This is a genomic window from Pusillimonas noertemannii, from assembly GCF_003096595.1.
Classification (GTDB): domain Bacteria; phylum Pseudomonadota; class Gammaproteobacteria; order Burkholderiales; family Burkholderiaceae_B; genus Pusillimonas; species Pusillimonas noertemannii.
In genome coordinates this window covers 800,335-821,004 of the sequence record NZ_QEKO01000001.1, presented here as the reverse complement: position 1 = coordinate 821,004, position 20,670 = coordinate 800,335, and the positions used below count along the sequence as shown (strand labels likewise).

The 20,670-nt window shown below is 63.7% G+C and carries 23 protein-coding genes; 8 read left to right on the top strand and 15 right to left on the bottom strand.

Annotated elements, in window-relative coordinates; translation table 11 throughout:
* Nucleotides 1–6: 6 nt before the first annotated feature.
* The gene (locus C7440_RS03830) at nucleotides 7–1,158 is read right to left on the bottom strand and encodes a porin (protein WP_371743450.1); all 1,152 of its coding nucleotides are present in this window, start codon (nucleotides 1,156–1,158) and stop codon (nucleotides 7–9) included.
* A gap of 138 nt (nucleotides 1,159–1,296) precedes the next feature.
* Nucleotides 1,297–2,442, bottom strand: a complete 1,146-nt coding sequence (locus C7440_RS03825; RefSeq protein WP_116517526.1) for a mandelate racemase/muconate lactonizing enzyme family protein — start codon at nucleotides 2,440–2,442, stop codon at nucleotides 1,297–1,299.
* Between the two features lie 17 nt (nucleotides 2,443–2,459).
* Between C7440_RS03825 and C7440_RS03820 the strand changes: the two genes are divergently transcribed.
* Together C7440_RS03820 and C7440_RS03815 are read left to right on the top strand one after the other, a co-directional pair.
* Nucleotides 2,460–2,786: a LysR substrate-binding domain-containing protein gene (locus tag C7440_RS03820; RefSeq protein ID WP_243410817.1), complete on the top strand. Its 327-nt coding sequence runs from the start codon at nucleotides 2,460–2,462 to the stop codon at nucleotides 2,784–2,786.
* A 21-nt stretch (nucleotides 2,787–2,807) separates the two neighbouring features.
* The gene (locus tag C7440_RS03815; RefSeq protein ID WP_116517966.1) at nucleotides 2,808–3,599 is read left to right on the top strand and encodes an AadA family aminoglycoside 3''-O-nucleotidyltransferase; all 792 of its coding nucleotides are present in this window, start codon (nucleotides 2,808–2,810) and stop codon (nucleotides 3,597–3,599) included.
* A 145-nt stretch (nucleotides 3,600–3,744) separates the two neighbouring features.
* Here the strand turns inward: C7440_RS03815 and C7440_RS03810 are convergent, their stop codons facing one another.
* The 7 genes from C7440_RS03810 to C7440_RS03780 are packed head-to-tail and all read right to left on the bottom strand — an operon-like array spanning nucleotide 3,745 to nucleotide 9,961.
* Nucleotides 3,745–4,446 (bottom strand): ABC transporter ATP-binding protein, encoded by a 702-nt coding sequence (locus tag C7440_RS03810; RefSeq protein WP_017524342.1) that lies wholly within the window; start codon nucleotides 4,444–4,446, stop codon nucleotides 3,745–3,747.
* Nucleotides 4,439–5,254 (bottom strand): ABC transporter ATP-binding protein, encoded by an 816-nt coding sequence (locus tag C7440_RS03805; protein ID WP_116517525.1) that lies wholly within the window; start codon nucleotides 5,252–5,254, stop codon nucleotides 4,439–4,441. Before C7440_RS03805 ends, C7440_RS03810 begins: the two co-directional genes overlap by 8 nt.
* Nucleotides 5,251–6,240: a branched-chain amino acid ABC transporter permease gene (locus C7440_RS03800; RefSeq protein ID WP_116517524.1), complete on the bottom strand. Its 990-nt coding sequence runs from the start codon at nucleotides 6,238–6,240 to the stop codon at nucleotides 5,251–5,253. The genes C7440_RS03805 and C7440_RS03800 overlap by 4 nt, the downstream gene beginning before the upstream one ends.
* A complete protein-coding gene (locus C7440_RS03795) occupies nucleotides 6,237–7,112 on the bottom strand; it encodes a branched-chain amino acid ABC transporter permease (protein WP_116517523.1) in 876 nt (291 codons plus the stop codon). The genes C7440_RS03800 and C7440_RS03795 overlap by 4 nt, the downstream gene beginning before the upstream one ends.
* 12 nt (nucleotides 7,113–7,124) lie before the next feature.
* Entirely contained in the window at nucleotides 7,125–8,030 is a 906-nt protein-coding gene (locus C7440_RS03790) for an alpha/beta hydrolase (protein ID WP_017524338.1), read from the bottom strand.
* The gene (locus C7440_RS03785; protein ID WP_116517522.1) at nucleotides 8,027–9,274 is read right to left on the bottom strand and encodes an ABC transporter substrate-binding protein; all 1,248 of its coding nucleotides are present in this window, start codon (nucleotides 9,272–9,274) and stop codon (nucleotides 8,027–8,029) included. The genes C7440_RS03790 and C7440_RS03785 overlap by 4 nt, the downstream gene beginning before the upstream one ends.
* Before the next feature lie 18 nt (nucleotides 9,275–9,292).
* A complete protein-coding gene (locus C7440_RS03780) occupies nucleotides 9,293–9,961 on the bottom strand; it encodes a cysteine hydrolase family protein (protein WP_017524336.1) in 669 nt (222 codons plus the stop codon).
* A gap of 138 nt (nucleotides 9,962–10,099) precedes the next feature.
* Between C7440_RS03780 and C7440_RS03775 the strand changes: the two genes are divergently transcribed.
* Together C7440_RS03775 and C7440_RS03770 are read left to right on the top strand one after the other, a co-directional pair.
* The gene (locus C7440_RS03775) at nucleotides 10,100–11,371 is read left to right on the top strand and encodes a LysR family transcriptional regulator (protein WP_017524335.1); all 1,272 of its coding nucleotides are present in this window, start codon (nucleotides 10,100–10,102) and stop codon (nucleotides 11,369–11,371) included.
* Nucleotides 11,368–11,724, top strand: coding sequence for a winged helix-turn-helix domain-containing protein (locus C7440_RS03770; RefSeq protein WP_017524334.1), 357 nt, complete (start codon nucleotides 11,368–11,370; stop codon nucleotides 11,722–11,724). The genes C7440_RS03775 and C7440_RS03770 overlap by 4 nt, the downstream gene beginning before the upstream one ends.
* Before the next feature lie 77 nt (nucleotides 11,725–11,801).
* On the opposite strand, the gene C7440_RS03765 is transcribed toward C7440_RS03770, so the two are convergent.
* Nucleotides 11,802–12,320, bottom strand: coding sequence for a MarR family winged helix-turn-helix transcriptional regulator (locus tag C7440_RS03765; protein WP_017524333.1), 519 nt, complete (start codon nucleotides 12,318–12,320; stop codon nucleotides 11,802–11,804).
* A gap of 242 nt (nucleotides 12,321–12,562) precedes the next feature.
* Between C7440_RS03765 and C7440_RS03760 the strand changes: the two genes are divergently transcribed.
* Complete coding sequence (locus tag C7440_RS03760) at nucleotides 12,563–13,492, top strand: 4-hydroxyphenyl-beta-ketoacyl-CoA hydrolase (protein ID WP_017524332.1); 930 nt, start codon at nucleotides 12,563–12,565, stop codon at nucleotides 13,490–13,492.
* On the opposite strand, the gene C7440_RS03755 is transcribed toward C7440_RS03760, so the two are convergent.
* From C7440_RS03755 to C7440_RS03745, 4 genes are read right to left on the bottom strand one after another with little or no spacing between them, the layout of a single operon-like run.
* Nucleotides 13,489–13,893, bottom strand: a complete 405-nt coding sequence (locus C7440_RS03755) for an acyl-CoA thioesterase (RefSeq protein ID WP_017524331.1) — start codon at nucleotides 13,891–13,893, stop codon at nucleotides 13,489–13,491. The genes C7440_RS03760 and C7440_RS03755 overlap by 4 nt on opposite strands.
* Nucleotides 13,894–13,941: 48 nt before the next feature.
* Nucleotides 13,942–14,835, bottom strand: a complete 894-nt coding sequence (locus C7440_RS03750) for a beta-keto acid cleavage family enzyme (protein WP_017524330.1) — start codon at nucleotides 14,833–14,835, stop codon at nucleotides 13,942–13,944.
* A gap of 13 nt (nucleotides 14,836–14,848) precedes the next feature.
* Complete coding sequence (locus C7440_RS19950; protein ID WP_207775374.1) at nucleotides 14,849–14,992, bottom strand: hypothetical protein; 144 nt, start codon at nucleotides 14,990–14,992, stop codon at nucleotides 14,849–14,851.
* Nucleotides 14,985–15,815, bottom strand: a complete 831-nt coding sequence (locus tag C7440_RS03745) for an NAD(P)-binding protein (RefSeq protein ID WP_207775373.1) — start codon at nucleotides 15,813–15,815, stop codon at nucleotides 14,985–14,987. Before C7440_RS03745 ends, C7440_RS19950 begins: the two co-directional genes overlap by 8 nt.
* A gap of 207 nt (nucleotides 15,816–16,022) precedes the next feature.
* Between C7440_RS03745 and C7440_RS03740 the strand changes: the two genes are divergently transcribed.
* From C7440_RS03740 to C7440_RS03730, 3 genes are all read left to right on the top strand, one after another.
* Nucleotides 16,023–16,973, top strand: coding sequence for a LysR family transcriptional regulator (locus tag C7440_RS03740; protein WP_116517521.1), 951 nt, complete (start codon nucleotides 16,023–16,025; stop codon nucleotides 16,971–16,973).
* A gap of 308 nt (nucleotides 16,974–17,281) precedes the next feature.
* Complete coding sequence (bioB, locus tag C7440_RS03735) at nucleotides 17,282–18,307, top strand: biotin synthase BioB (protein ID WP_116517520.1); 1,026 nt, start codon at nucleotides 17,282–17,284, stop codon at nucleotides 18,305–18,307.
* A 37-nt stretch (nucleotides 18,308–18,344) separates the two neighbouring features.
* Nucleotides 18,345–19,241 carry an EamA/RhaT family transporter gene (locus tag C7440_RS03730; protein ID WP_116517519.1) on the top strand — a complete coding sequence of 299 codons (897 nt, stop codon included), beginning with the start codon at nucleotides 18,345–18,347 and terminating at the stop codon, nucleotides 19,239–19,241.
* A gap of 83 nt (nucleotides 19,242–19,324) precedes the next feature.
* Here the strand turns inward: C7440_RS03730 and C7440_RS03725 are convergent, their stop codons facing one another.
* Nucleotides 19,325–20,608, bottom strand: a complete 1,284-nt coding sequence (locus C7440_RS03725) for an MFS transporter (protein WP_116517518.1) — start codon at nucleotides 20,606–20,608, stop codon at nucleotides 19,325–19,327.
* Between the last annotated feature and the right edge of the window lie 62 nt (nucleotides 20,609–20,670).

The following is a 20,670-nucleotide window of genomic DNA, read 5'->3' as shown; positions in this document are numbered from 1 at the left end:
GCCACATCAGAAATGGTGGGTCAGCCCCACCGCCACGCTGGTTTGGCTCTCACCCGCCTCGGCCTGGAAACCCGCGCCCGAGGTGCCGCTCGAAGCCGAGTTGGCTGCATAGCCCTTGTTGTCCATGTAGGCGGCCGATATGAAGACATGAGTGCGCTTGGAGAACAGATAACGGGCGCGAGCCACGTAGAACCATGACTTGGAGGCAACGTCCGCGTCCTTGTAGCGCAGATAGTTCACCGAGCCGTCCACGATTACTGAAGGACTCGCCTGATATGCCGCGTTCAGGGACCACATGTCGCTGCGATCGCCCAGAGACCCCGCATAGCTGGCCATTCCCGCATCGTTCTTGCGGTTCAGGTAGATCAGGCTGATCTTCAGGTCGTCAAACTTGACGTAGCCGTTGAGCGTCCAGTGCCTGTCCTTTTCGTCCTTGAGCAAGGGCGCGCCGGCACCATACCATTCGTTCCAGGCCCCGCCGCCGGCGTCCGTGCCTTGCAGGACATCGTAGGCCGCCGCAACGCCCCAGTTCGCCGCGTCGTAGCCCAGCATCACCGACCAGGCCTGGCATGCGGTCTGATCGGTATAGTCGACCCCGCAGCCCTTGAGCGTCTCGCGGCCGCGCGCATACGCTGCGCCGAAGCGCAAGCCGTCGAACTTGCCGAGATAGGTGATGGAGTTGTCCATTCTCGTATTGGGTATATAGCTGTTCAGCGACGCCAGGCCGTGCGTATTGGACCCAAGCAGATCGGCCTCGGCCAGGCCCCGCTTGAGCATGTTGTATTGCCGGCCGAAGGCCAGCTGGCCGAAATCGCCCTTGAGGCCCACCCATGCCTGGCGGCCGAACAAGCGCCCTCCTTGGCGCGAAATGCCCGTGGCGGTGTTGAACCCCGATTCCAGCACGAAGGCCGCGCTCAGGCCATTGCCCAGGTCCTCTTTGCCGCGCAGGCCCCAGCGGGACGAGATGGACGACGTGACGTTGTTGAAATGGACCGAACTGTGCTTTTCGCCGGTCTCGACGTTGTACACGTTGTTGACGTACTCGATTCCCGTCCCGACGATGCCGTACAAGGTCACGTTCGTCGAGCCCTGCGCACCGGCCATCATGGGAAGCACCGATGCAATACCCATTGCAATAAGTCTTGGTTTCAATGTCATCTCCTCCACCGTCGGTCAAAACGGTTCAGTTTCGTTGTCGCGGGCAACACTCCGCCAAGCGGGGCGTCCGTCGGACGCCCGCTGCGGCCCCGAGCCGCCGCTTGACTCAGGGAAATTTATGGATGAAAGCGGAAGGGATCAGGACGGCCGCACGGCAAACTCGTTCAGCGCTTCACGGTTCAGGGTGAAGCCCAGGCCGGGCGTGTTCGGCAGCTCGAGCCAGCCGGCGTGGGGAACGGGAAGATCGTTGAATATCTTGCTCAGGCATTCGACCGAAAAGATGTGGTATTCGATCATTCCTCCGTTTCGCAGGCCGGCGTGCAGATGCATGTTGTGGAAGGGCCATGCCCCGCCGTTGTCGATATTGACGCCGAATCCTTCCGCCATGGCCGCTATCTTGCGGCACAAGGTGATGCCTCCGGTAATGGCTACGTTGGGCTGCAGCACATCGAGCGAACCATGAAGAAGGAAGTCCCTGAACTTCTGGATCTGCCCTTCGTTCTGTCCACCCGCCAGCGGGATTCTCGTTTTGCCGCGCAGTTCGCGCAGGCCGTGCACGTCGTTCGCAACCAGCGGTTCTTCGAAGAACGAGATGTCGAAAGCCTCGATGCGACGGGCCAGCCATGTCGCGTGATAAAGATCCAGATTGCAGTTCGCATCGACGAACAGTTCGGCGTCCTCGCCGGCCGCCTCGCGCAGGATCGCGACCCGCTTGATGTCCTCGCGCATGACATCCATCAAAGGACGCGGCTCGTCCCGCCGCTTCAGGCCGTTGTGCCCCACCACCATCTTGAACTTGCTGAACCCCCTCGCCTTCCAGGCGGTGGCCACTTCAGCCAGTTGCTCGCGATCGAAGAAGTCGAATCCGATGGTGGCGTAGGTTTGCACTTTGGGGCGCGCCCCGCCCAGCAGCCTCCAGACGGGCAGGCCCAGCGCCTGGCCCTTGATGTCCCATAGCGCCAGGTCCACGGCGGCGATGGCATGCATGGCATAGCCCGACTGCCCGCGAGGCGTCATCAACCAGTAGAGCTTGTCCCAGATCCTTTCGATATTCAGCGCATCCTGGCCCACTAGCGCCGGCGCCGCAATCTCGTTGATCGCGCAGGCGACGACGCTTTCCTCTGTGATCGCCGTCATGCCGACGCCGACATGGCCCGCCTCGGTCGTAATTTCAACGATACAGATGCCCAGCTCGTGCTCATTCCTACGGCCGCAATAGTCGAAGGAAGCGGGGACCGAAAGGGCCGTCGCCCTGACCTCAGTGATTTTTGTCGACTTGCTCATGACTGCAATAACTCCTGATGAGTGATGCGCCGCCGGCTTGGAACCGGGCCAGGCGCATCCATTCCGAAAAACAGATCAACCTGGTGTCGCAGCACTTCATGACGCTGCCGTCCATCATCCGCGCAACCAACCTGTGCGCCATCGTGCCGGACACCACTGTGAGCGAATTCAATCGTCATGGTGAATTCGCCTACATCGAACCCCTTGACCTTCCCCTGCGCAATTTCACGGTGTCGCTGTATTGGAGCCGAAGGTTCGAACAAGACGCCGGCATCATCTGGTTCCGCAATCTGGCAAGCCAGCTGTTCGCGCGTTCGCCTTATGGCGGCAAAGGCGGAAAATGAAAGCAGATGCCTTATTCAACCATGCCCCCTGAACTTCCAGAGTCGATTGCAAACCAGCTATTCGATGCGCTTTCAGTTTTAGAGAACCATCTTGATGAAGCCATTCTGGCGACTCATTTGTTTGGTTCCGCGATCGATGGCGGCTTGAAGCCGTATAGCGATATCGACCTGTTGATCACCGTCAACGCCCCCTTGGATGAATCAACGAGAGCCGCATTGTTGACCGGTCTGCTGTCGGTATCGGCCTTTCCCGGCACCCACGCCGAACACCGTGCGCTCGAAGTGACGGTCCTGGCTCATGAAGACGTAGTGCCATGGCGACATCCGGCCAGACGGCAAATGCAATTCGGTGAATGGCTGCGTGACGATATCAATGCCGGGGTTTTCGAGCCGGCCATGGCGGACCACGATCTGGCCATCCTGCTGGCAAAGGTGCGGCGGCATAGCGTTGCTTTATACGGCCCGCCAGCCCACGAGTTTTTCGACGAAGTTCCCGCCATTGACCTTCAGCGCTCGCTGTTGGAAACGCTGTCGCAGTGGAATACGGAAGCAGACTGGGAAGGAGACGAAAGAAACATCGTCCTTGCCTTGGTGCGCATCTGGTACACCGCGATGATGGGAGACATTGCGTCCAAGGACGCCGCTGCGGGGTGGGCCCTGCAGCGCCTGCCCCTGGAACATAAACATGTTGTCATGGCTGCCCGAGACGCATATCTTGGACTAGAAGCCGTAGATCTAGCCGCCTATCCGAAAGAACGGGCGGCACTGCTGGACTACATTCGGTTTAGCGTGAGGGCCAAGCTCGAGGCATAGCCCGCATGTCCGGCTCTTACTCGCTCAAGTCAAGCACTTCCAGCGCCGGATCCGCATCAATCTGAGAGTCGGTGAAAGGCGGCTCGTACAGTTGCTGGGCGTGCCCATGCATGCCCTTACCAACGCGGGCACATGCTCGACCCGCTCAAGCCACGCCCAGCATGGAATCCAGCAGCGCCTCATCGGCAGCCAGCTCTTCGCTGCGCGCCCTGTGGCAGATGCGGCCGCGCTCGAGGACAATGGCCTGGGTGGTCATCTTTAACGCAACGATGGGGTGCTGCTCGACCACCAGGGCGGTAAGCGTCCCCTGGGCAGCCATTTTCTGCACCGCCGCGGCCACCTCTTCGGCCACCAACGGCGCAAGGCCTTCAAGAGGTTCGTCAAGCAGCAACAGCGCCGGGTTGGTCATGAGCGCGCGCCCGATGGCCAGCATCTGCTGCTCGCCGCCGGAAAGCTGGTCGCCGTAATGATACTTGCGCTCGTTCAGGCGCGGGAACAGCTTCCAGACGGCGTCGAGGTTCCAGTGCCCGGGCCGGGCGACCACAGACAGGTTCTCTTCGACCGTAAGAGACCTGAACACGCCTCGCTGCTGGGGCACCCAGCCCATGCCCATGCGGGCGCGCCGCACGGGGTCGGCCCCCTCGAGCGAATCGCCGCGCCAGTGGATGGCGCCGCCTGTCTGACGGGTAGCGCCCAGCAGTGTGCGCAACAAGGTGGTTTTCCCCACGCCGTTGCGGCCCAGCACCGCCAGGCTCGCGCCCTCTTGAATCGAGAGTGAGATGTCTTCGATGATGGTGGCATCGCCGTAGCCGGCGGTGACGTCTTGCAGGGTAAGCAGTTCAGGCATGGCTGTGTCCGAGATAGCTTTGGCGTACGCGTTCGTCGTTGGCGATTTCGTTTGGCGTGCCCTGCGCCAGCAGGGCGCCTTCAGCCAGCACCGAAATGCGCGACGCGAACTGGAACACCAGCTTCATGTCGTGCTCGATAAGCAGGATGGTAAGGTCGCCAGGTAGTTCGGCCAGGGTCTGGAGCAGGCGGCGGCTTTCGCCCATGGGCACGCCGGCGGCCGGCTCGTCGAGCAGCAGCACACGCGGCTTGCAGGCTAGGGCCAGCGCGATTTCAAGCAGGCGCTGATGGCCATAGGCCATGAAGCGCGTTTCATCGCGGGCGTGCTCGAGCAGGCCCACGGTACGCAGTATCTCGGCCGCCTCGTCGACCGCGCGGGCATGGGCCGGCGAGGCGCCCACGAACGAAAGGCCGGCGCCGTTGGCCTGGCACACCGCCAGCGCAACCGAATCGAGCGGAGTCATTTCGCCGAACAGCGCCGTGATCTGGAAGGTTCTGACCAGGCCGCGCCTGACCCGCTGAAACGGCGCCAGCTTGTTGATGCGTTCGCCATCGAGCAGGATATCGCCCGAATGGGGCTGCAGCACCCCGGCCAGCAAATTGACCAGCGTGCTTTTGCCCGCGCCGTTCGACCCGATGAGTGCATGGCGTTCGCCCGCCCTCAGCTGGAAGTCGACGTCGCGCGTAACCTTGAGCGCGCCGAAACTCAGGCACAGCTTGCGCGTTTCAAGCACCACGGCGGCCTGGGCGCCAGCCGCCGGCGCCGCGCCGGCGACCCCGGTTTGCGGTAGGGGCGAGGGAGTGCTCATGGCTGCCTCCGTTGCAGGCGGTGTTTCAGGCGCTGTGCCATGCGGCGCACCAGGGCCACGATGCCGCCCCGTACGAACAGCACCACCAGTATCAGCACCAGGCCCAGCCAGAACTGCCAATAGACCGGATTGATGGCCGCAAGGGAATCTTGCGCCACCAGGAAGCCCGTGGCGCCGACGAGCCCGCCATAGAGCTGGCCCAGGCCGCCGATGATGAGCATGGTGGCCACGTCGGCGCTGCGCTGGAAGGACAGCACGTCGATGGCGACGAATTGATTGGTTTGCGCCAGCAATGCCCCCGCCACGCCGGCCATGGCCGCCGACAGAATGTAGATGCGGCTCAGGGCACGGGTGTTGTCGATGCCGATGGCGCCGGAACGCACCGGATTGAGGCGCACCGCGTGCAGCGCTAGGCCGAAGGGCTGGCGCACCAGATGGCGTGCCAGCAGAAAGCCGACAAAAAGGCAGATGGCCGAATACACGTAGGCGGTACGCCCCCACATGTCGAATGCGAACACGCCCAGCAAGGGGGAAATGACGATGTCCAGCATGCCGTCAAGGCCGCCCGTGATGCTGGACGCCTTGTTGGCCACCTCGTAGAACAGCATGCCCAGGCCCAGGGTGATCATGAGGCGGCTGAGGTCGTTGCCGCGGCACACCAGGCGTGCGGTAAGCGCTGCAACGAAAGCCGCGGCGGCGGCCGCGATGAAGAGGCCCGACAGCGGTTCGGTCCAGCCCTGCTGGCCCAGCTTGCCGGCCACGTAGGCGCCTATGCCGAAGAACGCGGCGTGCCCCAGCGTGACGATGCCCGCATAGCCCATGACCAGGTCGAGCGACAGGGCGAACAAGGCCGCGATGAGTATTTGCGTGCCCAGCACCAGATAGCCCGGGAACACGAACCAGGCGGCGGGCACCAGAAGCCAGAAGACGATCTCTGCCCAATGCCAGCGCCGCTGCTCGCGCAGATAGTGTGCTCCGCCGTTCATGGATGCCTCCGTCTCATGCTGCGCAGGCCTGTCGGCCGCAAGGTAAGCACCACGATCATCAGCAGGTAGATGATGAACGCCCCCATGGCCGGCACGTAGTACGCGCCCGCGATGATGGCAATGCCTATCAGCATGGACGCCATGAAGGTGCCCATGATGGAGCCGGCGCCGCCCAGCACCACGATCAGCAGCGCCAGCACCAGGTACTTCAGGCCGAACCCCGGATCTAGCCCCATGGCCTGCACGCTAAGCGCCCCGCCCAGTGCGGCCAGCGCCGAGCCCACAGCGAAGGCGCCCATGAATACCTTGTCGACCGGAATGCCCAGGCTTCGGGCGACGTCCTGGTCGTCGACCGAAGCCCGCACCATGGCGCCGAACCGCGTGCGCACCATGCCGACATGCAGCAGGCCGAGCACGGCCAGCCCGACCAGCAGCAGGAAAAGCCGATAGCGCGAAAACCCGACGGGCCCGAAGCGCAGGCGCCCCTCGAGGAACTCGGGAATAGTGACGGCCTGCAGGCCCGGTCCCCAGATGTAGGTGGCGGCGGCCGCGATCATGAACAAGGCACCCACGGTAAGCAGCACCTGGGCCAGCGGCGGAGCGCCATAGACGAACCGGAACAGCCCCCTTTCAAACACCACGCCCAGCATGCTGGTAACGACGACCGCCAGCGCCAGGGCGGGAAAGAACGACCACCCCAGCATGGACATGCCCGTAACGAGCGCATAGCCGCCCAGCATGGCGATGGCCATGTGGGCCAGGTTGACGAAACCCATGAGGCCCAGGGTAATGGACAGGCCGACCGACATCAGGAAAAGCAAGGCGCCATAGGCGAAACCATCGAGCAATACCGCTATGCCGTTGATCAGCATGTAGCCCTTCCTTTAGGCGTTTGCGTGGCCGGGCAGGCCCAGCCAGGCCGCCATGGGCCGGCCGAACCTGGCCTGGGGCCCATCCAGCGACGCGATCATGGACAGGTGGTTCAGGCCCTCGCCTTCCTGATAGTCGACCTGGGCGTGGCCGAGCAGATGCTGGGCGTATGCGCGCGACTGGGCAATGAAGGCGTCGGGCTCGTCGGCGCCCACGGCCACCATGACGGGCGCCCGCAGCTGGGGAGCCTTCTGGCATAGGGGGCTGAGCCTGAAAGCCTGCTCGTCGTCGAGCCGCAGCCATTCCTGGGCCGGCGTGGCGGCCACGGGACGCAGGTCGTACAGGCCGCTAAGCAGCATGTAGCCGGCGATGCGGCCCGGCGCGCTTTCGGGCAGGCCTTGGGCCAGGGCCTGGGCGACCAGATGCGCCCCCGCGCTGTTGCCCGACAACACGATGGGGCCTTCGACCATGCCGAATGGCGCGGCGCCGCTGACGATGGCGCGCAAGGCGCCGCCGATGTGGCGGCTGATTTCATGCATGGGCGTCTCGGGCACTACGGGGTAGCCCAGGTTGATCCATTGCACCCCTTCGTTTACCCAGGCGGGCGCAAGAAAGGCGCGGTTGGGGCGGCCCTTGCCCTTCCAGTAGCCGCCGTGCACGAAGACGATGGTGCCGCGGACGGCTCCGCTCGTTGGCCTGAAGACGTCGGCCGCCGCCAGGGGATGGTCGCCGTAAGAGACGGTGGTTTGCTGGATGCCCTGCTGCCCCTGTACCGCCTCGCTGCGCTGCTGGAAGCGCGCCAGTTGCCCCGGCGCATCGGGCGTGCGCGAATCAATGTCGTAGTCTTCGAACCCCTTGCCCAGGCTGGAGGTGTCCAGCCCGGCCCAGGACGGCGATGGTGCATTGGATGCCGTGCTCATTCTTGTCGGGTTCCTACGTTGGGAATGGTTTCGAACTCGATATTGGCCAGCCTGCCGTCGACTTTCTCGACACGCCGGATATACATGTTTTGCACGATGTCGCGGCCTTCGTCGATGGAGATGGGGCCACGCGGGCTTTGGGCCTTGTAGCCCTTGAGTTCGGCGACGGCCTTGTCGCCATCTATTTTGCCGCCGAGCTTTTCGACGGTGTGATAGATGGCGGCCATGCCGTCCCAGGCGCCCGTGGCGTACCAGTTGGGCCGCTCGTTCTCGCCGTAGGCCGCCTTCCAGGCTGCGACGTACTTGCGGTTTTCGTCGGAATCATGGGCGGCCGAATAGTGCATGCTGGTGATGAGGCCGATGGCGTCGTCGCCCAGACTGTCGAGCACGACTTCGTCGGTGAGTTCGCCGGTAGAGAGCAGCTTGATGTCTTTGTCCATCCCGCGTGCGCGGAAGGCTTTCAGGAACTGCAGGCCCTGGTCGCCCGAGGGGCTCATGAAGAAAATGGCATCGGGTTCGGCCGCCGCGGCCCGCTGCAGATAAGGCGCGTACTCGACCCCGCCCAGCGGCGTCTTGACCGAGCCCACCACCTTGCCGCCGGCCGCCGTAAAGGCCCCGGAGAAGTATTTTTCGACGTCGATGCCGGGCGCGTAATCGGGCACGATGATGTAGACCGACTTGATGCCCTGCTTGGCCGCCCACTGCGCCAGCGGCTCGGCCACCTGCTGCTGGCTGAGCGAGAATCGCACGATGTAGGGAGAACGGGTAGGCACGAAGACGGTGGCCGCTGCGTTCATGACGACCATGGGGGTTTTGGTCTGGGTGGCCACCGGCGCCACCGCCAGGGCATTGGGCGTAAGCCCGAAGCCCGCCAGGAACTGCACGTGCTCGCGAGTGACGAGCTCTTGTGCCGCCCGGCGCGAAACCTCGGGGTTCAGGCCAGTGGTGTCGCGATACAGCACCTCGACTCGGATATTGCCCGCCTTGTCGCCATGTTCTTTCTGGAACAGCTCGATGGCGCGGCGCGACTGCTGCCCGTATATCGAGAACACGCCGGAGAACTCGCCGATGACGCCCACGCGGACGACGTCTTCGGCCCACGAGGGGGCCGAGCCGCCGGCCAGCAGCACGCCTGCCGCGAGCGCCACCATGGTTGCGCCGAAGCGCCGGCGGGCCGGCCGCGCAGCGGACTGCCCGAGCGGCGAGCCGCAAGAATCGGTGGATGGATATCTGGATGTCTTCATTTTTTGTCGCCTCCTTGGCTAACGCAGCACTTCATCGAGCATTTCGTGGGACGTGAGTACGTCGCCGAAGCTCTGGAATACCGTCGTGAAACCCGCCTGATGGTCTTCGGGATAGCGGGCGGCATTGGCGTCGGACACCATGGCCACCCGGTAGTCGAGCATCATGGCGTCGCGCGCAGAAGTTTCACAGCAAAAATTGGTGACGACCCCGCCGATGGCCACGTTCTGGATGCCTCGGGCGGCCAGCTGCTCGTGCAGGTCGCACACGCCGGGAAAGAACGCGCTGAACCGGCTCTTGCTGGCCTGGATGTCGCCGGCCTGGACGTCGAGGTCGGGGTGCAGTTGATGACCCGGATTGCCCGGGCTAAGGCCGTCGCGATGCCTTGCGCCGTTTTCCGCCGAAAAGAAATTGTCGTGGTAAAGGGGCCAGAGACTTTTGCCGTTTTCGCCGGCTGTCATGCTGACCCAGGCCACGCAGGCGCCCTTGGCCCGGAAGCCCCCGGCCAGGCGGTTGATGACGGGAATGATGTTCGTGGCCGGCGGCAGGCCGTCGACGTAGAAGCGCTGCATGTCGATGATGACCAGCGCCGTGCGGCTGGGTTCGAAGCGGTCGTATATGCGCAGCCGCCCGCGCTTTTGCATGACGCGCTCGACGACGTGGCTGGGCATGATCTGCTGGGTGGTCATGGCAATCGGTACATCCGGAAAGTTGATCGGTCGGGCGACGCGGCCCTTTGCGAAGGGGGCCTATTTTTTTACAGTCTAGGGTGGAAAAACCCGCCTGAATAGACGAAAATCGCCTCATTCGCTATCGAAAAAACTTATATGCAGCCGACCACCGCCCGCCTTTCCGAAGCCGCCGCGCCGTCTGTCTCCACCCGCCACTTGCGGGCCTTTCACGCGGTGTGCCGGTACGGCAGCGTCTCGCAGGCCAGCACCGTCCTGTGCCGCGCCCAGTCGGCGGTCACCCGGGCCGTGCTTCAGCTTGAAAGCGAACTGGGCGCCCCGCTGTTCGAGCGCTCGGTCCACGGCATGCTGCCCACGCGCTTCGGCCAGGTGCTGTTGCGCCGCGTCGAACGCGCCTTCGCCTACATGGACACCGCCTACCGCGACGTCGCCGTGCTGTCGCGCGACGCCCGGCGCACCGGGCTGTACAGCCTGCACATGAACGAGCGCCGGCTCAAGGCCCTCATCGAGCTCTCGCGCCGCCGCCACATGGGCGCGGCCGCCAACGCGCTGGGCATTTCCCAGCCCGCCGTCAGCCTGATGCTGCGCGACATCGAGCACGAGATCGGCGCCGCCTTGTTCGAGCGCGGCGTGCGCGGGCTCCACCCCACCCAGGCGGGCGAAACAGTCATCTGGCAATTGAAGCTGGCCCTGAACGAGGTGCGCATCGCCGCCGACGAGGTCGCCGCAATACGCGGCCTCAAGCAGGGCGAGGTGCGGGTGGGCGTGCTGTCGCTGGGCCGCAGCTATGTGCTTCCGGTGGCCATCACCCGGCTTTTGCGCAAGCATCCCGAGCTCAAGATCTCGACCATGGAGGGCTCGTTCGAAGTGCAGGTCGCCGCCCTGCGCGCCGGCGAAATCGACTTTATGCTGGGCGCCCTGCGCCCGCCCCAGCACTGCAAGGGCCTTAGCCGCGAGCCCCTCATCAACGACATGATGGCCGTTGTATGCCGGGCGGGCCACCCGCTTTGCACACGCGAAAACGTCTCGCTGGCCGACACCCTCGAATATGAATGGGTGCTGCCCCATTCCGGAACGCCCACGCGCAACCTGTTCGAGACCCTGTTTTCGGCGCGCGACATCAGCCAGCCGCACATTGCGCTCGAAACCACCGATCTTTCCATCATCCGCGAGGTCTTGCTCGACAGCGACATGCTTACAATCATCTCGCCCCACCAGTATCGGCGAGAGTTCTCGTCGGGTATGCTTTACCGGCTGGCGCTGCCACTGCCCGAAACGGCCCGCCAGGTGGGGCTGCTGCGCCGCACCGACGACCGGCCCTCGCCGGGCGCACAATTACTGCTTGCCGAGGTGCGCGCCATCACCTCCATACCGGAAGTTCCCCTTATGGATCTCGAGCCTTCACTATGACCAACCCCGCCCCACAAGTCCAATTTCGCATGCGCGTCTATCGCGACGGCACCATCGCCATCGGCCCCGGCCGCATCACGCTGCTCGAGGCCATCGACCGCACAGGCTCGATCTCGGCCGCCGCCCGGCAATTGAAGATGTCTTACAGGCGGGCCTGGCTATTGGTGAACGACACCAACAACGCCCTGAAGAAACCGGCGGTCACGTCGTCCGAAGGCGGCGCTTCGGGCGGGGGCAGCAAGCTTACCGAAACAGGCCAGGCGCTGATACGGCACTATCGCAATATCGAACTCATTGCGGCGCAAGCGGCAAAAGCCGACATCGACGCACTGACCGCGCTGATCGCCCGCTGAACCCGCGCCTCTTTCGCGCCGGAACCCTTTCCGCCCCGCTTTGCCTGCCCGACGTTTGCCGCCCGGTTAACGCCGGCTTATTTGTCGGCCGCCACTTTGGCCAGCAACCTGATCAGCGTCTTGCGCTCGCGGCCGGTAAGCTGGGCCGCAATCATGTCTTCATAGCGGCGCGACAGCGCTGTGAGCCGGCGAAGTTCTTCGCGGCCCCTGGGGGTGACGGCCAGGGCGTAGCTGCGCCGGTCGTCGGGAATGCTCTGGCGTTCGACATAGCCCAGCGATTGCAGGGCATCGATGACCTTCACCACGCTGGCCCGATTGACGCGCAAGGCATCGGCCAGGGCCGACTGATTGATGCCGGGCTGGTTGCCGATGATGCACAGCGCCGTCATGCGGCCCGGAGACAATGCGTCGGCCCCGAAAAGCCCGAACAGCACTTCGTATGACCGCACCTGGGCTTTCTTGATTTCGTACGCCAGCGAATCGCGCAGCAAGTCGATGTCGTCTTCTGCCGCCCGCCCGCTACGTGCCGGGCCCTCGCCGGCGGCAAGCGGTTGTGGAAGGTCGCCGTCAGTGCCGGCGGGATTGTATGTGTTCATCGATAGCGCTACCGAAAGTGCAATCGGATTGCACTCAAAATATATCATCGGCCCCCGGATCGGGACGCCCTTCTGCAGAATCTGCAGCCGGCCCCAGGGTTAGCACGGATGGAAGGCGGCAATCCGGGATAATATGATCTTTATAACTGTTAACCAGCCTAACAATATATTAGTATCGGCCCTTATGGACAAACGCGCTTGCCTGCGCAACTTCCTTCCGGGCGCACATATCAAGGACCCCCATGACCGGCCTGAACCAGGTAGTGGCCATCGACATCCACACCCACGCCACCGTTTCCACACGCAACGCACCCGACGAGGTCGCCATCGCCTTCGACGCCGCCATGGCGGCCTATTTCAAGGAAAAAATGCCTCGGCCCACCATCGCCGAAACCGCCGACTATTATCGCGAGCGCAATATGATGGCCGTGATCTTCACGGTCGACACCGAAAGGGCCAATGGCCAGGTGCGCATCTCGAACGAAGAAGTGGCCGAAGAAGCCGCCCAGCACCGAGACGTGCTCATTCCCTTCGCCAGCATCGATCCGCTGCGCGGCAAGATGGGGGCGCGCGAGGCCCGGCGCCTGATCAAAGACTACGGCGTCCGGGGCTTCAAGTTCCACCCCTCGCAGCAAGAGTTCTACCCCAACGAACGGCGCGCCTACGATCTGTACGAAGCCATCGCCGAGGCCGGCCTGCCGGCCATCTTCCACAGCGGCCAGACCGGCGTGGGCGCCCGCATGCGCGGCGGCGGCGGCGTGCGCCTGAAGTACTCCGACCCCATGTACCTGGACGACGTGGCGGTTGATTTCCCCGACATGCCCATCGTCATCGCCCACCCCTCGTTTCCGTGGCAGGAAAACGCCCTGGCGGTAGCAACCCACAAGCCCCAGGTCTATATCGACCTTTCAGGCTGGTCGCCCAAGTATTTCCCGCCCATACTCATCCAGTACGCCAACACTGTCCTGAAGGACAAAATGCTGTTCGGCTCTGACTTCCCGGTGATCACGCCCGACCGCTGGCTCGAGGATTTCGACAAGATCGGCATCCGCGAGGAAGTAAAGCCGCTTATCTTGCGCGATAACGCCATCAGGCTGCTGGGCCTGGACAAAGACCCGGTCTATGGGCGCTATGTGCGCCTGCAGCCCCCCGCGGGCGACGGCTGCTGCTAGCTAAAATAAGCCTTGAACTCGTCGGGTATGGCCGCGCCTTTCAGGCGGCCCTCGCCGACGAGCTCGGCCCAGGCGCGCAGCTCGTGCCCGGTCGACACCAGGCGATCGCCGCATTTCACCGTGTAGGCCACCTTGAAGCGGCGCTCGGACCACTCGACGACATCGGCCTCGATGGTGATGACATCGTCGTAGGTGACCGGCGAACGGAACACACTGCCCACATCGACCAGCGGCGTCACCGCATTGAAGCGCGAACGGATGGTGCGCTGGCTAAGGCCCCTGCTGCGGCACAGGCCCTGGTAGGTGCTGTCGTACCAGTAAAAGAAAGTGGGGTAGAAGACGATGCCGGCATCGTCGCAATCGCCCCACTCGACGGTCAGGCTACGTTCAAACAGGCTCATTCGCCGCGCTCCGCAATGCAAAAGTTCTGATAATAGCCTTTTACGACCCTACTTGAGCTGCGGCAGGCCCATGATCTCGCGCGCCTCGGTCGGCGTGGCGGGTTCGTGGCCCATTTCGCGGATGAGGCGCACGGTGCGCTCGACCAGCTGAACGTTGGTAGCCAGCACGCCGTGCTCGTAGTACAGATTGTCTTCGAGGCCGGTGCGCGCATGGCCGCCCAGCAAAATGCCCTGGATCGTGGCCGGCAGCTGCGCGGGGCCGATCCCGCTGACGTTGAACACGGTGTTGGGCGGCAAGTGGTCGACCATCATCTGCAGGATGCGCGGAGTGTAGGGCAGCGCGCCCTGGAAGGCATTGACGCCGATCACGATGTTGATGAAGTGCGGCGCCTTGTCCAGGCCGGCCTTGATGGCATTGGTCACGTCCTGAAGAATGTCTTCAAGGCTGAAGACCTCCCATTCGGGCTTGATGCCGCGCGCCATCATCTTCTCGGCCAGCTCGCGGATGCGGGTGGGCGTGGTGGGAACCAGGATTTCCTTGCCGCCGAAGCTGGCGCAGATGGTCTGCGCGTCGAGCGTGCACATCTCGGCGCCGGGGGCTTCCATGCCCTTCAGGCGCTCCTGGAAGTTGATTTCCCACAAGCCGTTGTTAAGCTGGTGGATCATGTCGCCGTTGATGCCGCCGCCCGTCGAGTTGTTGAGCACAATGTCGCATTTATCGCGTATCAGTGCGTTTATTTCGCCGTAGACCGCAGGGTCGCAAGTGGCCTCGTCGTCGCTGGCGCGGCGCGCGTGCAGGGCCACCACGCTGGCGCCCGCGTTATAGCAGCGCAACACGTCTTCGGCGATTTCCTTCGGTTGAGTGGGCAGGTTGGGGTTTTGCTTCTTGCTGGCCATGCCGCCCGTAGGGGCAACGGTGACGATGACTTTACGCTTGCTCATTGGATGTCTCCACTCAATTATCGGACGCCAGCTTTTCGTATGCCGCGGCCAGTTCAGGATCGATGCGGCGCATGTCTTCATGAGACACGCGGCCTGTGCGGGTCATGTAGCTGTAAGCAAATTCTACCGGACTCATCGAGGGTACCAATTCATCCATTTTTTCGTACCACTCGATGCTGGCATTGGCCGCCTCCCAGATCTTGCGCATGGGGGGCAGGCGCAGTTCGCGAAAGCGCTCGCGGGCACGCGCCACGTCTTCGCCTGTTTCCTTGAAGGCCTTGAACAGCGCAACGGCGTCTTCCATGGCCAGCCGGGTGCCCGAGCCTATGGAAAAATGGGCCGTGCGCAGCGCGTCGCCAGGTGTCTTCTTCGACCTCGACCAGAAAGGTGCTCATGTCGGGCCGGTAGCGATAGTGGTGGGCGCAAAATACGCCCTGCCCCGTTTCGCGGAAAGTAAGCGTCAGGCTGTTGAAGGCCTTGGTGGTGCCGTACCAGATGAATTTATTGGGCCGCCAGTCGGTGGTGGTGCCCAGCTTCGCCTCGTTCTCGGCGCGGATCCACGATGCGACCCCGTTGGCGCCCACCACCAGGTCGGCGTCGCCGATTTCTTCCAGGCTGTTCACCTCGGTCTCGAAGCGTATGGGCACGCCCAACTGCTCTACATACCGGTACATCAGGGTCAGGAGCTCGAGCCTTCCGATCGAGGCAAAACCATTGCCCGCAATGGGAATGCGGGTGTCGTTGTGGACGACGGTGATCTCGGGCCAGTTTTCCAGATGGGGCGTAAGGTAATGGTAAAGCTGCTCGTCGTCGCCTTTCAGGAACTCAAGGGCGCGATCGGAAAACACCACGCCGAAACCCCAGGTGGCATCGCGCGGGTTGCGCTCGTAGATGACGATGTCGTGCGATGGGTCGTGCTGCTTCATCAGTGCGGCAAAGTAAAGCCCCGCGGGGCCGGCGCCGATGATTCTGATCTTCATGAATTCCGTCTCCTTGACTGCATACGCCGCCGTGGGCGCCTTCGCCGGCGCGCTCGCAAGCAGCGCGCCGCGCATACCGCTAATAGTAGTGCAAGCCCGGGTTATAAAAATAATGCCTGGGTGATATAGTCGTTATTCGAAATTCGGTTAACCGAGCCATTACGGCCCTTCAGCACGGGGCACCTCGCCACCTTCCAGCCCCACGCCATGCACACACGTCTGCTCGAATACATGCTGCGGGTCGCCGAGCTGGGAAGCATCAACAAAGCCGCGCTGGATCTCAACCTTTCCCAGCCCACGCTTTCCCGGCACATTGCCACGCTGGAAAAAATGATGGGCACGACCCTGTTCGTGCGCACCCAGGGCGGGGTCAGCCTGACTGAAGCGGGCAAATTGCTGGCCGACCGCGCCCGCCCGCTGCTGCGGCAGTTTTCCATGCTGAAGGACCAGGTGGGCGAAATGGCCTCCGGTCAGTTGTCCATAGGCGTACCCGCCTCGTGGCAAAAAATCTTTACCTCGCCCTTCGCCGGCAGGCTGGTGACCCAGCACCCCGAAATCAAGCTGCGTGTCCATGAAGGGGTCAGCAATATGCTGCGAGACCATCTCTTGGCGGGCCTGCTCGACCTGTGCATCATCCCCTTCGACCCCGCACCGCCCACAGGCTACGCCCAGACCCCGCTGGTTCGTGAGCCGCTGATCGTGTTGGGCAGCCAGGCCGACCACCTCAAGCCCCACGAAGCAACGCCCATATCGCGCCTCGACGGCGCCAAGCTGATCCTGCCGGGACGCCCCAACGCCATCACCTCGCAAATCGAGCACATGCTCAAGCGCAAGGGCATGGATTTCAGCATCGCGGTGGAAACCGACACCCTGGGGCTGTGCCTGGACCTGGCCCGCGAGGGGCTGGGCCTGACCATCGTGCCCGCCTGCGCCTTGTACGAGCACGGTCTTTCCAACGTCAGCTGGAGCCCGTTACGCGGGCTGTATCTGACGTGGTCGCTATTCGAAAGCCTGGCGCGCTCGCATTCTCAGGCGGTGCACGAAGGACGCCGCCTGGTGCATGCCACCGTGGCCGAGGCTATTGCGCGGGGCTCGTGGCATGGCGTGGAAGCTGCGAGCAGGCCTGCCCCCTCGGAGCCAGCGCAATCGGCTGAATGAGCCCTGCAAACGCCGGGCGCGGCCCAGGCTCGCGGTCTTGCCAAACACCCTGCCCTTAAACGGCTTGCGCCGAGTCCGGGGCTCGCCGGCTCCCTTTCACCGCCCAAAGATACATTTTGAAACTCTTTCACGCCGCGCTGCGGGCGCTTTGGTTCGGCAGCGAAAACCGGCCGTTTGCGTTGAGATTGAAAGACGTTGAGCGATTTTGAGCTTTACTTACTGGCCATTGGCTCATTTCACCATTTGCCCAATGGCGCCGGCATGCCTACCATAGCCGGATATCGTCCTCATCATTATCATTGCCGCCCATGACCACCATCACCACGCTTGAAGTTCGCCGCAAACAAGAAGCGGTCCCGCCACGCTGGACGATCTCACAGATCGCCGAACTCTACGAGCTTCCTTTCCTCGACCTTCTTTTCCGTGCCCAGACGGTGCATCGTGAACACCACGAGCCCAACACCGTCCAGCTTTCCAGCCTGCTGTCGATCAAGACGGGCGGCTGCCCGGAAGACTGTTCATACTGCCCCCAATCGGCGCGCTACGAAACAGAGGTAGAGCGCGAAAAGCTGATGCCGCTCGACGAAGTGCTTGAAGCCGCGCGCCAGGCCAAGGCCGGCGGCGCGCAACGGTTCTGCATGGGCGCGGCGTGGCGCTCGCCCAAGCCGCACCAGATCGACGCCGTGGCCGAAATGGTGTCGGCCGTGAAGGCCCTGGGCCTGGAAACCTGCGTTACCCTGGGCATGCTCAAAGAGGGCCAGGCCGAGCAACTGCGCGACGCCGGGCTTGATTACTACAACCACAACCTCGATACATCGCCCGAGTTCTATGGGCAGATCATCACCACGCGCACTTACCAAGACCGCCTCGACACGCTCGAGCGAGTGCGCGGCGCGGGCATCAACGTATGTTGCGGCGGCATCGTCGGGCTGGGCGAATCGCGCCGCGAGCGCGCGGGCCTGGTTGCCCAACTGGCCAATATGAACCCCTATCCCGATTCGGTGCCCGTCAACAACCTCGTCAAGGTCGAGGGCACGCCCCTGCACGGCACGCCCGACCTCGACCCCTTCGAGTTCATCCGCACCATCGCGGTGGCCCGCATCACCATGCCCAAGGCCGTGGTACGGCTCTCGGCCGGGCGCGAAGCCATGGACGAGACCATGCAGGCCCTGTGCTTTGCCGCAGGCGCAAACTCCATCTTCTACGGCGAAAAACTGCTTACCACCGGCAACCCGCAATACATGCAGGACCGTGCCCTGTTCGAGCGCCTGGGCCTGCGCGAAGCCGGCCACCACGGCCACGACACGGCACACCAGGCATTGAACCAGGCCTGATCCGGCAGGCCGAAACCAAACCGCCCGGCAGCCTCTCATGCTCAGCCTAGTGGCGAGCGTCGCATCCAGCGTCGCCGTCTCCATCCTGCTGAAGGTCGCACGCCGGCAGGACATCCGGGTGGACCAGGCCATCGCCGTCAATTACCCCGTGGCGGCCCTGCTGTGCCTGGCGCTGTTGCGCCCCCATCCAGAGCAGCTGCTTGCCCCGGGCACGCCGTGGTGGGTGCTGATCCTGCTTGGCATTCTGCTTCCCGGCATCTTCCTGGCCATGGCGGGCGCGGTGCGCCATGCCGGCATCGTGGTCAGCGATGCGGCCCAGCGGCTTTCGCTTCTGATCCCCCTGGCGGCGGCTTTTCTGCTGTTCGGCGAAACCGCATCGCCTGCAAAGCTGGCGGGCATGGCCGTGGCCCTTGCAGCGCTGGTCTGCCTGCTCTGGCAGCCCGGCCGCATGGACATCGCGGCACAGGACAGCGCGGGCCCGGCTGCCCGGCCTGGCGACATTCCATCCGGCGGCAGGGCCGGGACGCTGACTGTGCTGCTTTGCGTGTGGGCGGGCTATGGCGCAATCGACATCCTGTTCAAGCAAATGGCGCGAAGCGCCGTGGACTTCGCCAGCAGCCTGCTTGCCGCCTTCGTGCTGGCCGGGCTGGCCATGGGGGCATGGCTAGCCAGCCGCCGCGCCCGATGGCGGGCGCGCAGTGTGGCGGCAGGCGTGCTGCTGGGCGCGCTGAACTTCAGCAACATCTATTTCTACCTGCGCGCCCACCAGCAGTATCCCGACAATCCCACCCTGGTCTTCGCCTCGATGAACATCGGCGTCATCGGCCTGGGGGCCCTGGTGGGCGCCTGGGTGTTCAAGGAAGGGCTGCCGCCCAACAAGCTTGCGGGATTGGTCCTGGCCGTCGTCGCCATAGGGCTGCTGATGCCGCGCTGAGAGCGACGGGCAGCAAGGCCCGCCGCCTGGCCCTGGCCGCCGATCTGCCCGGCAGCCGGCCCGGCCGACCCACGGCCAAGAAATCAGGTCGCGGCCGCCGCCTCTTCGGGCACAGGCTCGGCCGAGACGTCGCTTTCGACGTCGACCCGCGGATCGAGTGCGGCCACCACGGGCGTGGCCTGCACTTCGGACATGGGCACGAACTGGGTCGGAGCATCGGCACTGAGGTGATCGCCGCTTACCCGCTGCGGCCTGACATACAGCACCAGCACGGCGGCGCAGGCCGACACGAACATGAAGAAGGTCTGCGTGCCGATTCCGCGCATCAAGGCGCCCGCTATCAAAGGCCCCAGACAGGCTCCCAGGCCGTAGATCATGAGCACGATGGCGCTGAGGCCGACGCGGCGTTCGGGTTCTATATTGTCATTGGCAAAGGCCACGCCAACGGGATAAAGGGGAAACTGCAATATGCCGAAGGCACAGGAGATCACCAGCAATGCCCAGTAAGGCAACTGCACCCAGCCCCACAGTGGCACACCCACCAGCAACAGCAGCAATGAAGTGACGCGGATGAGGCCGGCGCGATTGAGCCTGTCGGCCAGCCAGCCCATGGGCCCCTGGGCCACCAGCCCGGCCGCGACGCCCGCCGCCACGAAGATGGCGGCCTGGTCATAGCTGAGCCCCTGCCTTACCGCGAAGACGGGGCCCAGACCATAGAACGCCCCTGTAAGCAGGCCGGTGATGAAGACCGTGGCCAGCGACATGGGCACCAGCGAAAAGTAGTAGCGGGGCTTGATGGGCACGGGCACCTGCATGGCGGGGTGCAGGCGTCCCGTCAGCGCAATGGGCACCAGGCACAGCACCGAGCACATGGCCGCAAAGATAATGGGCTTGAAATCCAGCTCGGGGAACATGACCAGGGCAAATTGGCCCAGCACCATGCCCAAGCCGGAAAACACCATGTACAGCGCGAAAATGCTGCCGCGAATCTTGTTTTCGGCCTGCTCGTTCAGCCAGCTTTCCACCACCATGAACTGGGTGACCATGGCCAGGCCCACCAGCAGGCGCAGCGCCAGCCACAGCCAGAGATTGTCAGCCAGGGCCATGGTCAGCAACGCCGCCGTGACGATGGCGGCGCCGGCCGAGTAGGCGCGTATGTGGCCGAACTTGATGATCAGTTTGTGGCCCACCCGCGCGCCGGCCACCAGGCCGAAATAATACGCGGCCATCTGGGCGCCCACCCATATTTCGGACACCGAAGCCGCGGTCAGCCACAGGCTGAGGAAGGTGTTGAACAGGCCTGTGCCCACCAACATCAGCAGCGTGGCGAGGTAAAGCGAGAAAAAGGACGCGACGTTCTTCAGCATGAATAAGCACTGCCGGCCGGCAGCGCCGGGCGGTAGATCAAATCGTGGGAATCAGGCCCCCG

Bases quoted from the DNA above. Each gene is read 5' to 3' on its own strand.
- C7440_RS03830 (WP_371743450.1), bottom strand. From the start codon at position 1,158: ATGACATTGAAACCAAGACTTATTGCAATGGGTATTGCATCGGTGCTT.
- C7440_RS03825 (WP_116517526.1), bottom strand. From the start codon at position 2,442: ATGAGCAAGTCGACAAAAATCACTGAGGTCAGGGCGACGGCCCTTTCG.
- C7440_RS03820 (WP_243410817.1), top strand. From the start codon at position 2,460: ATGAGTGATGCGCCGCCGGCTTGGAACCGGGCCAGGCGCATCCATTCC.
- C7440_RS03815 (WP_116517966.1), top strand. From the start codon at position 2,808: ATGCCCCCTGAACTTCCAGAGTCGATTGCAAACCAGCTATTCGATGCG.
- C7440_RS03810 (WP_017524342.1), bottom strand. From the start codon at position 4,446: ATGCCTGAACTGCTTACCCTGCAAGACGTCACCGCCGGCTACGGCGAT.
- C7440_RS03805 (WP_116517525.1), bottom strand. From the start codon at position 5,254: ATGAGCACTCCCTCGCCCCTACCGCAAACCGGGGTCGCCGGCGCGGCG.
- C7440_RS03800 (WP_116517524.1), bottom strand. From the start codon at position 6,240: ATGAACGGCGGAGCACACTATCTGCGCGAGCAGCGGCGCTGGCATTGG.
- C7440_RS03795 (WP_116517523.1), bottom strand. From the start codon at position 7,112: ATGCTGATCAACGGCATAGCGGTATTGCTCGATGGTTTCGCCTATGGC.
- C7440_RS03790 (WP_017524338.1), bottom strand. From the start codon at position 8,030: ATGAGCACGGCATCCAATGCACCATCGCCGTCCTGGGCCGGGCTGGAC.
- C7440_RS03785 (WP_116517522.1), bottom strand. From the start codon at position 9,274: ATGAAGACATCCAGATATCCATCCACCGATTCTTGCGGCTCGCCGCTC.
- C7440_RS03780 (WP_017524336.1), bottom strand. From the start codon at position 9,961: ATGACCACCCAGCAGATCATGCCCAGCCACGTCGTCGAGCGCGTCATG.
- C7440_RS03775 (WP_017524335.1), top strand. From the start codon at position 10,100: ATGCAGCCGACCACCGCCCGCCTTTCCGAAGCCGCCGCGCCGTCTGTC.
- C7440_RS03770 (WP_017524334.1), top strand. From the start codon at position 11,368: ATGACCAACCCCGCCCCACAAGTCCAATTTCGCATGCGCGTCTATCGC.
- C7440_RS03765 (WP_017524333.1), bottom strand. From the start codon at position 12,320: ATGAACACATACAATCCCGCCGGCACTGACGGCGACCTTCCACAACCG.
- C7440_RS03760 (WP_017524332.1), top strand. From the start codon at position 12,563: ATGACCGGCCTGAACCAGGTAGTGGCCATCGACATCCACACCCACGCC.
- C7440_RS03755 (WP_017524331.1), bottom strand. From the start codon at position 13,893: ATGAGCCTGTTTGAACGTAGCCTGACCGTCGAGTGGGGCGATTGCGAC.
- C7440_RS03750 (WP_017524330.1), bottom strand. From the start codon at position 14,835: ATGAGCAAGCGTAAAGTCATCGTCACCGTTGCCCCTACGGGCGGCATG.
- C7440_RS19950 (WP_207775374.1), bottom strand. From the start codon at position 14,992: ATGGATGAATTGGTACCCTCGATGAGTCCGGTAGAATTTGCTTACAGC.
- C7440_RS03745 (WP_207775373.1), bottom strand. From the start codon at position 15,815: ATGAAGATCAGAATCATCGGCGCCGGCCCCGCGGGGCTTTACTTTGCC.
- C7440_RS03740 (WP_116517521.1), top strand. From the start codon at position 16,023: ATGCACACACGTCTGCTCGAATACATGCTGCGGGTCGCCGAGCTGGGA.
- bioB (WP_116517520.1), top strand. From the start codon at position 17,282: ATGACCACCATCACCACGCTTGAAGTTCGCCGCAAACAAGAAGCGGTC.
- C7440_RS03730 (WP_116517519.1), top strand. From the start codon at position 18,345: ATGCTCAGCCTAGTGGCGAGCGTCGCATCCAGCGTCGCCGTCTCCATC.
- C7440_RS03725 (WP_116517518.1), bottom strand. From the start codon at position 20,608: ATGCTGAAGAACGTCGCGTCCTTTTTCTCGCTTTACCTCGCCACGCTG.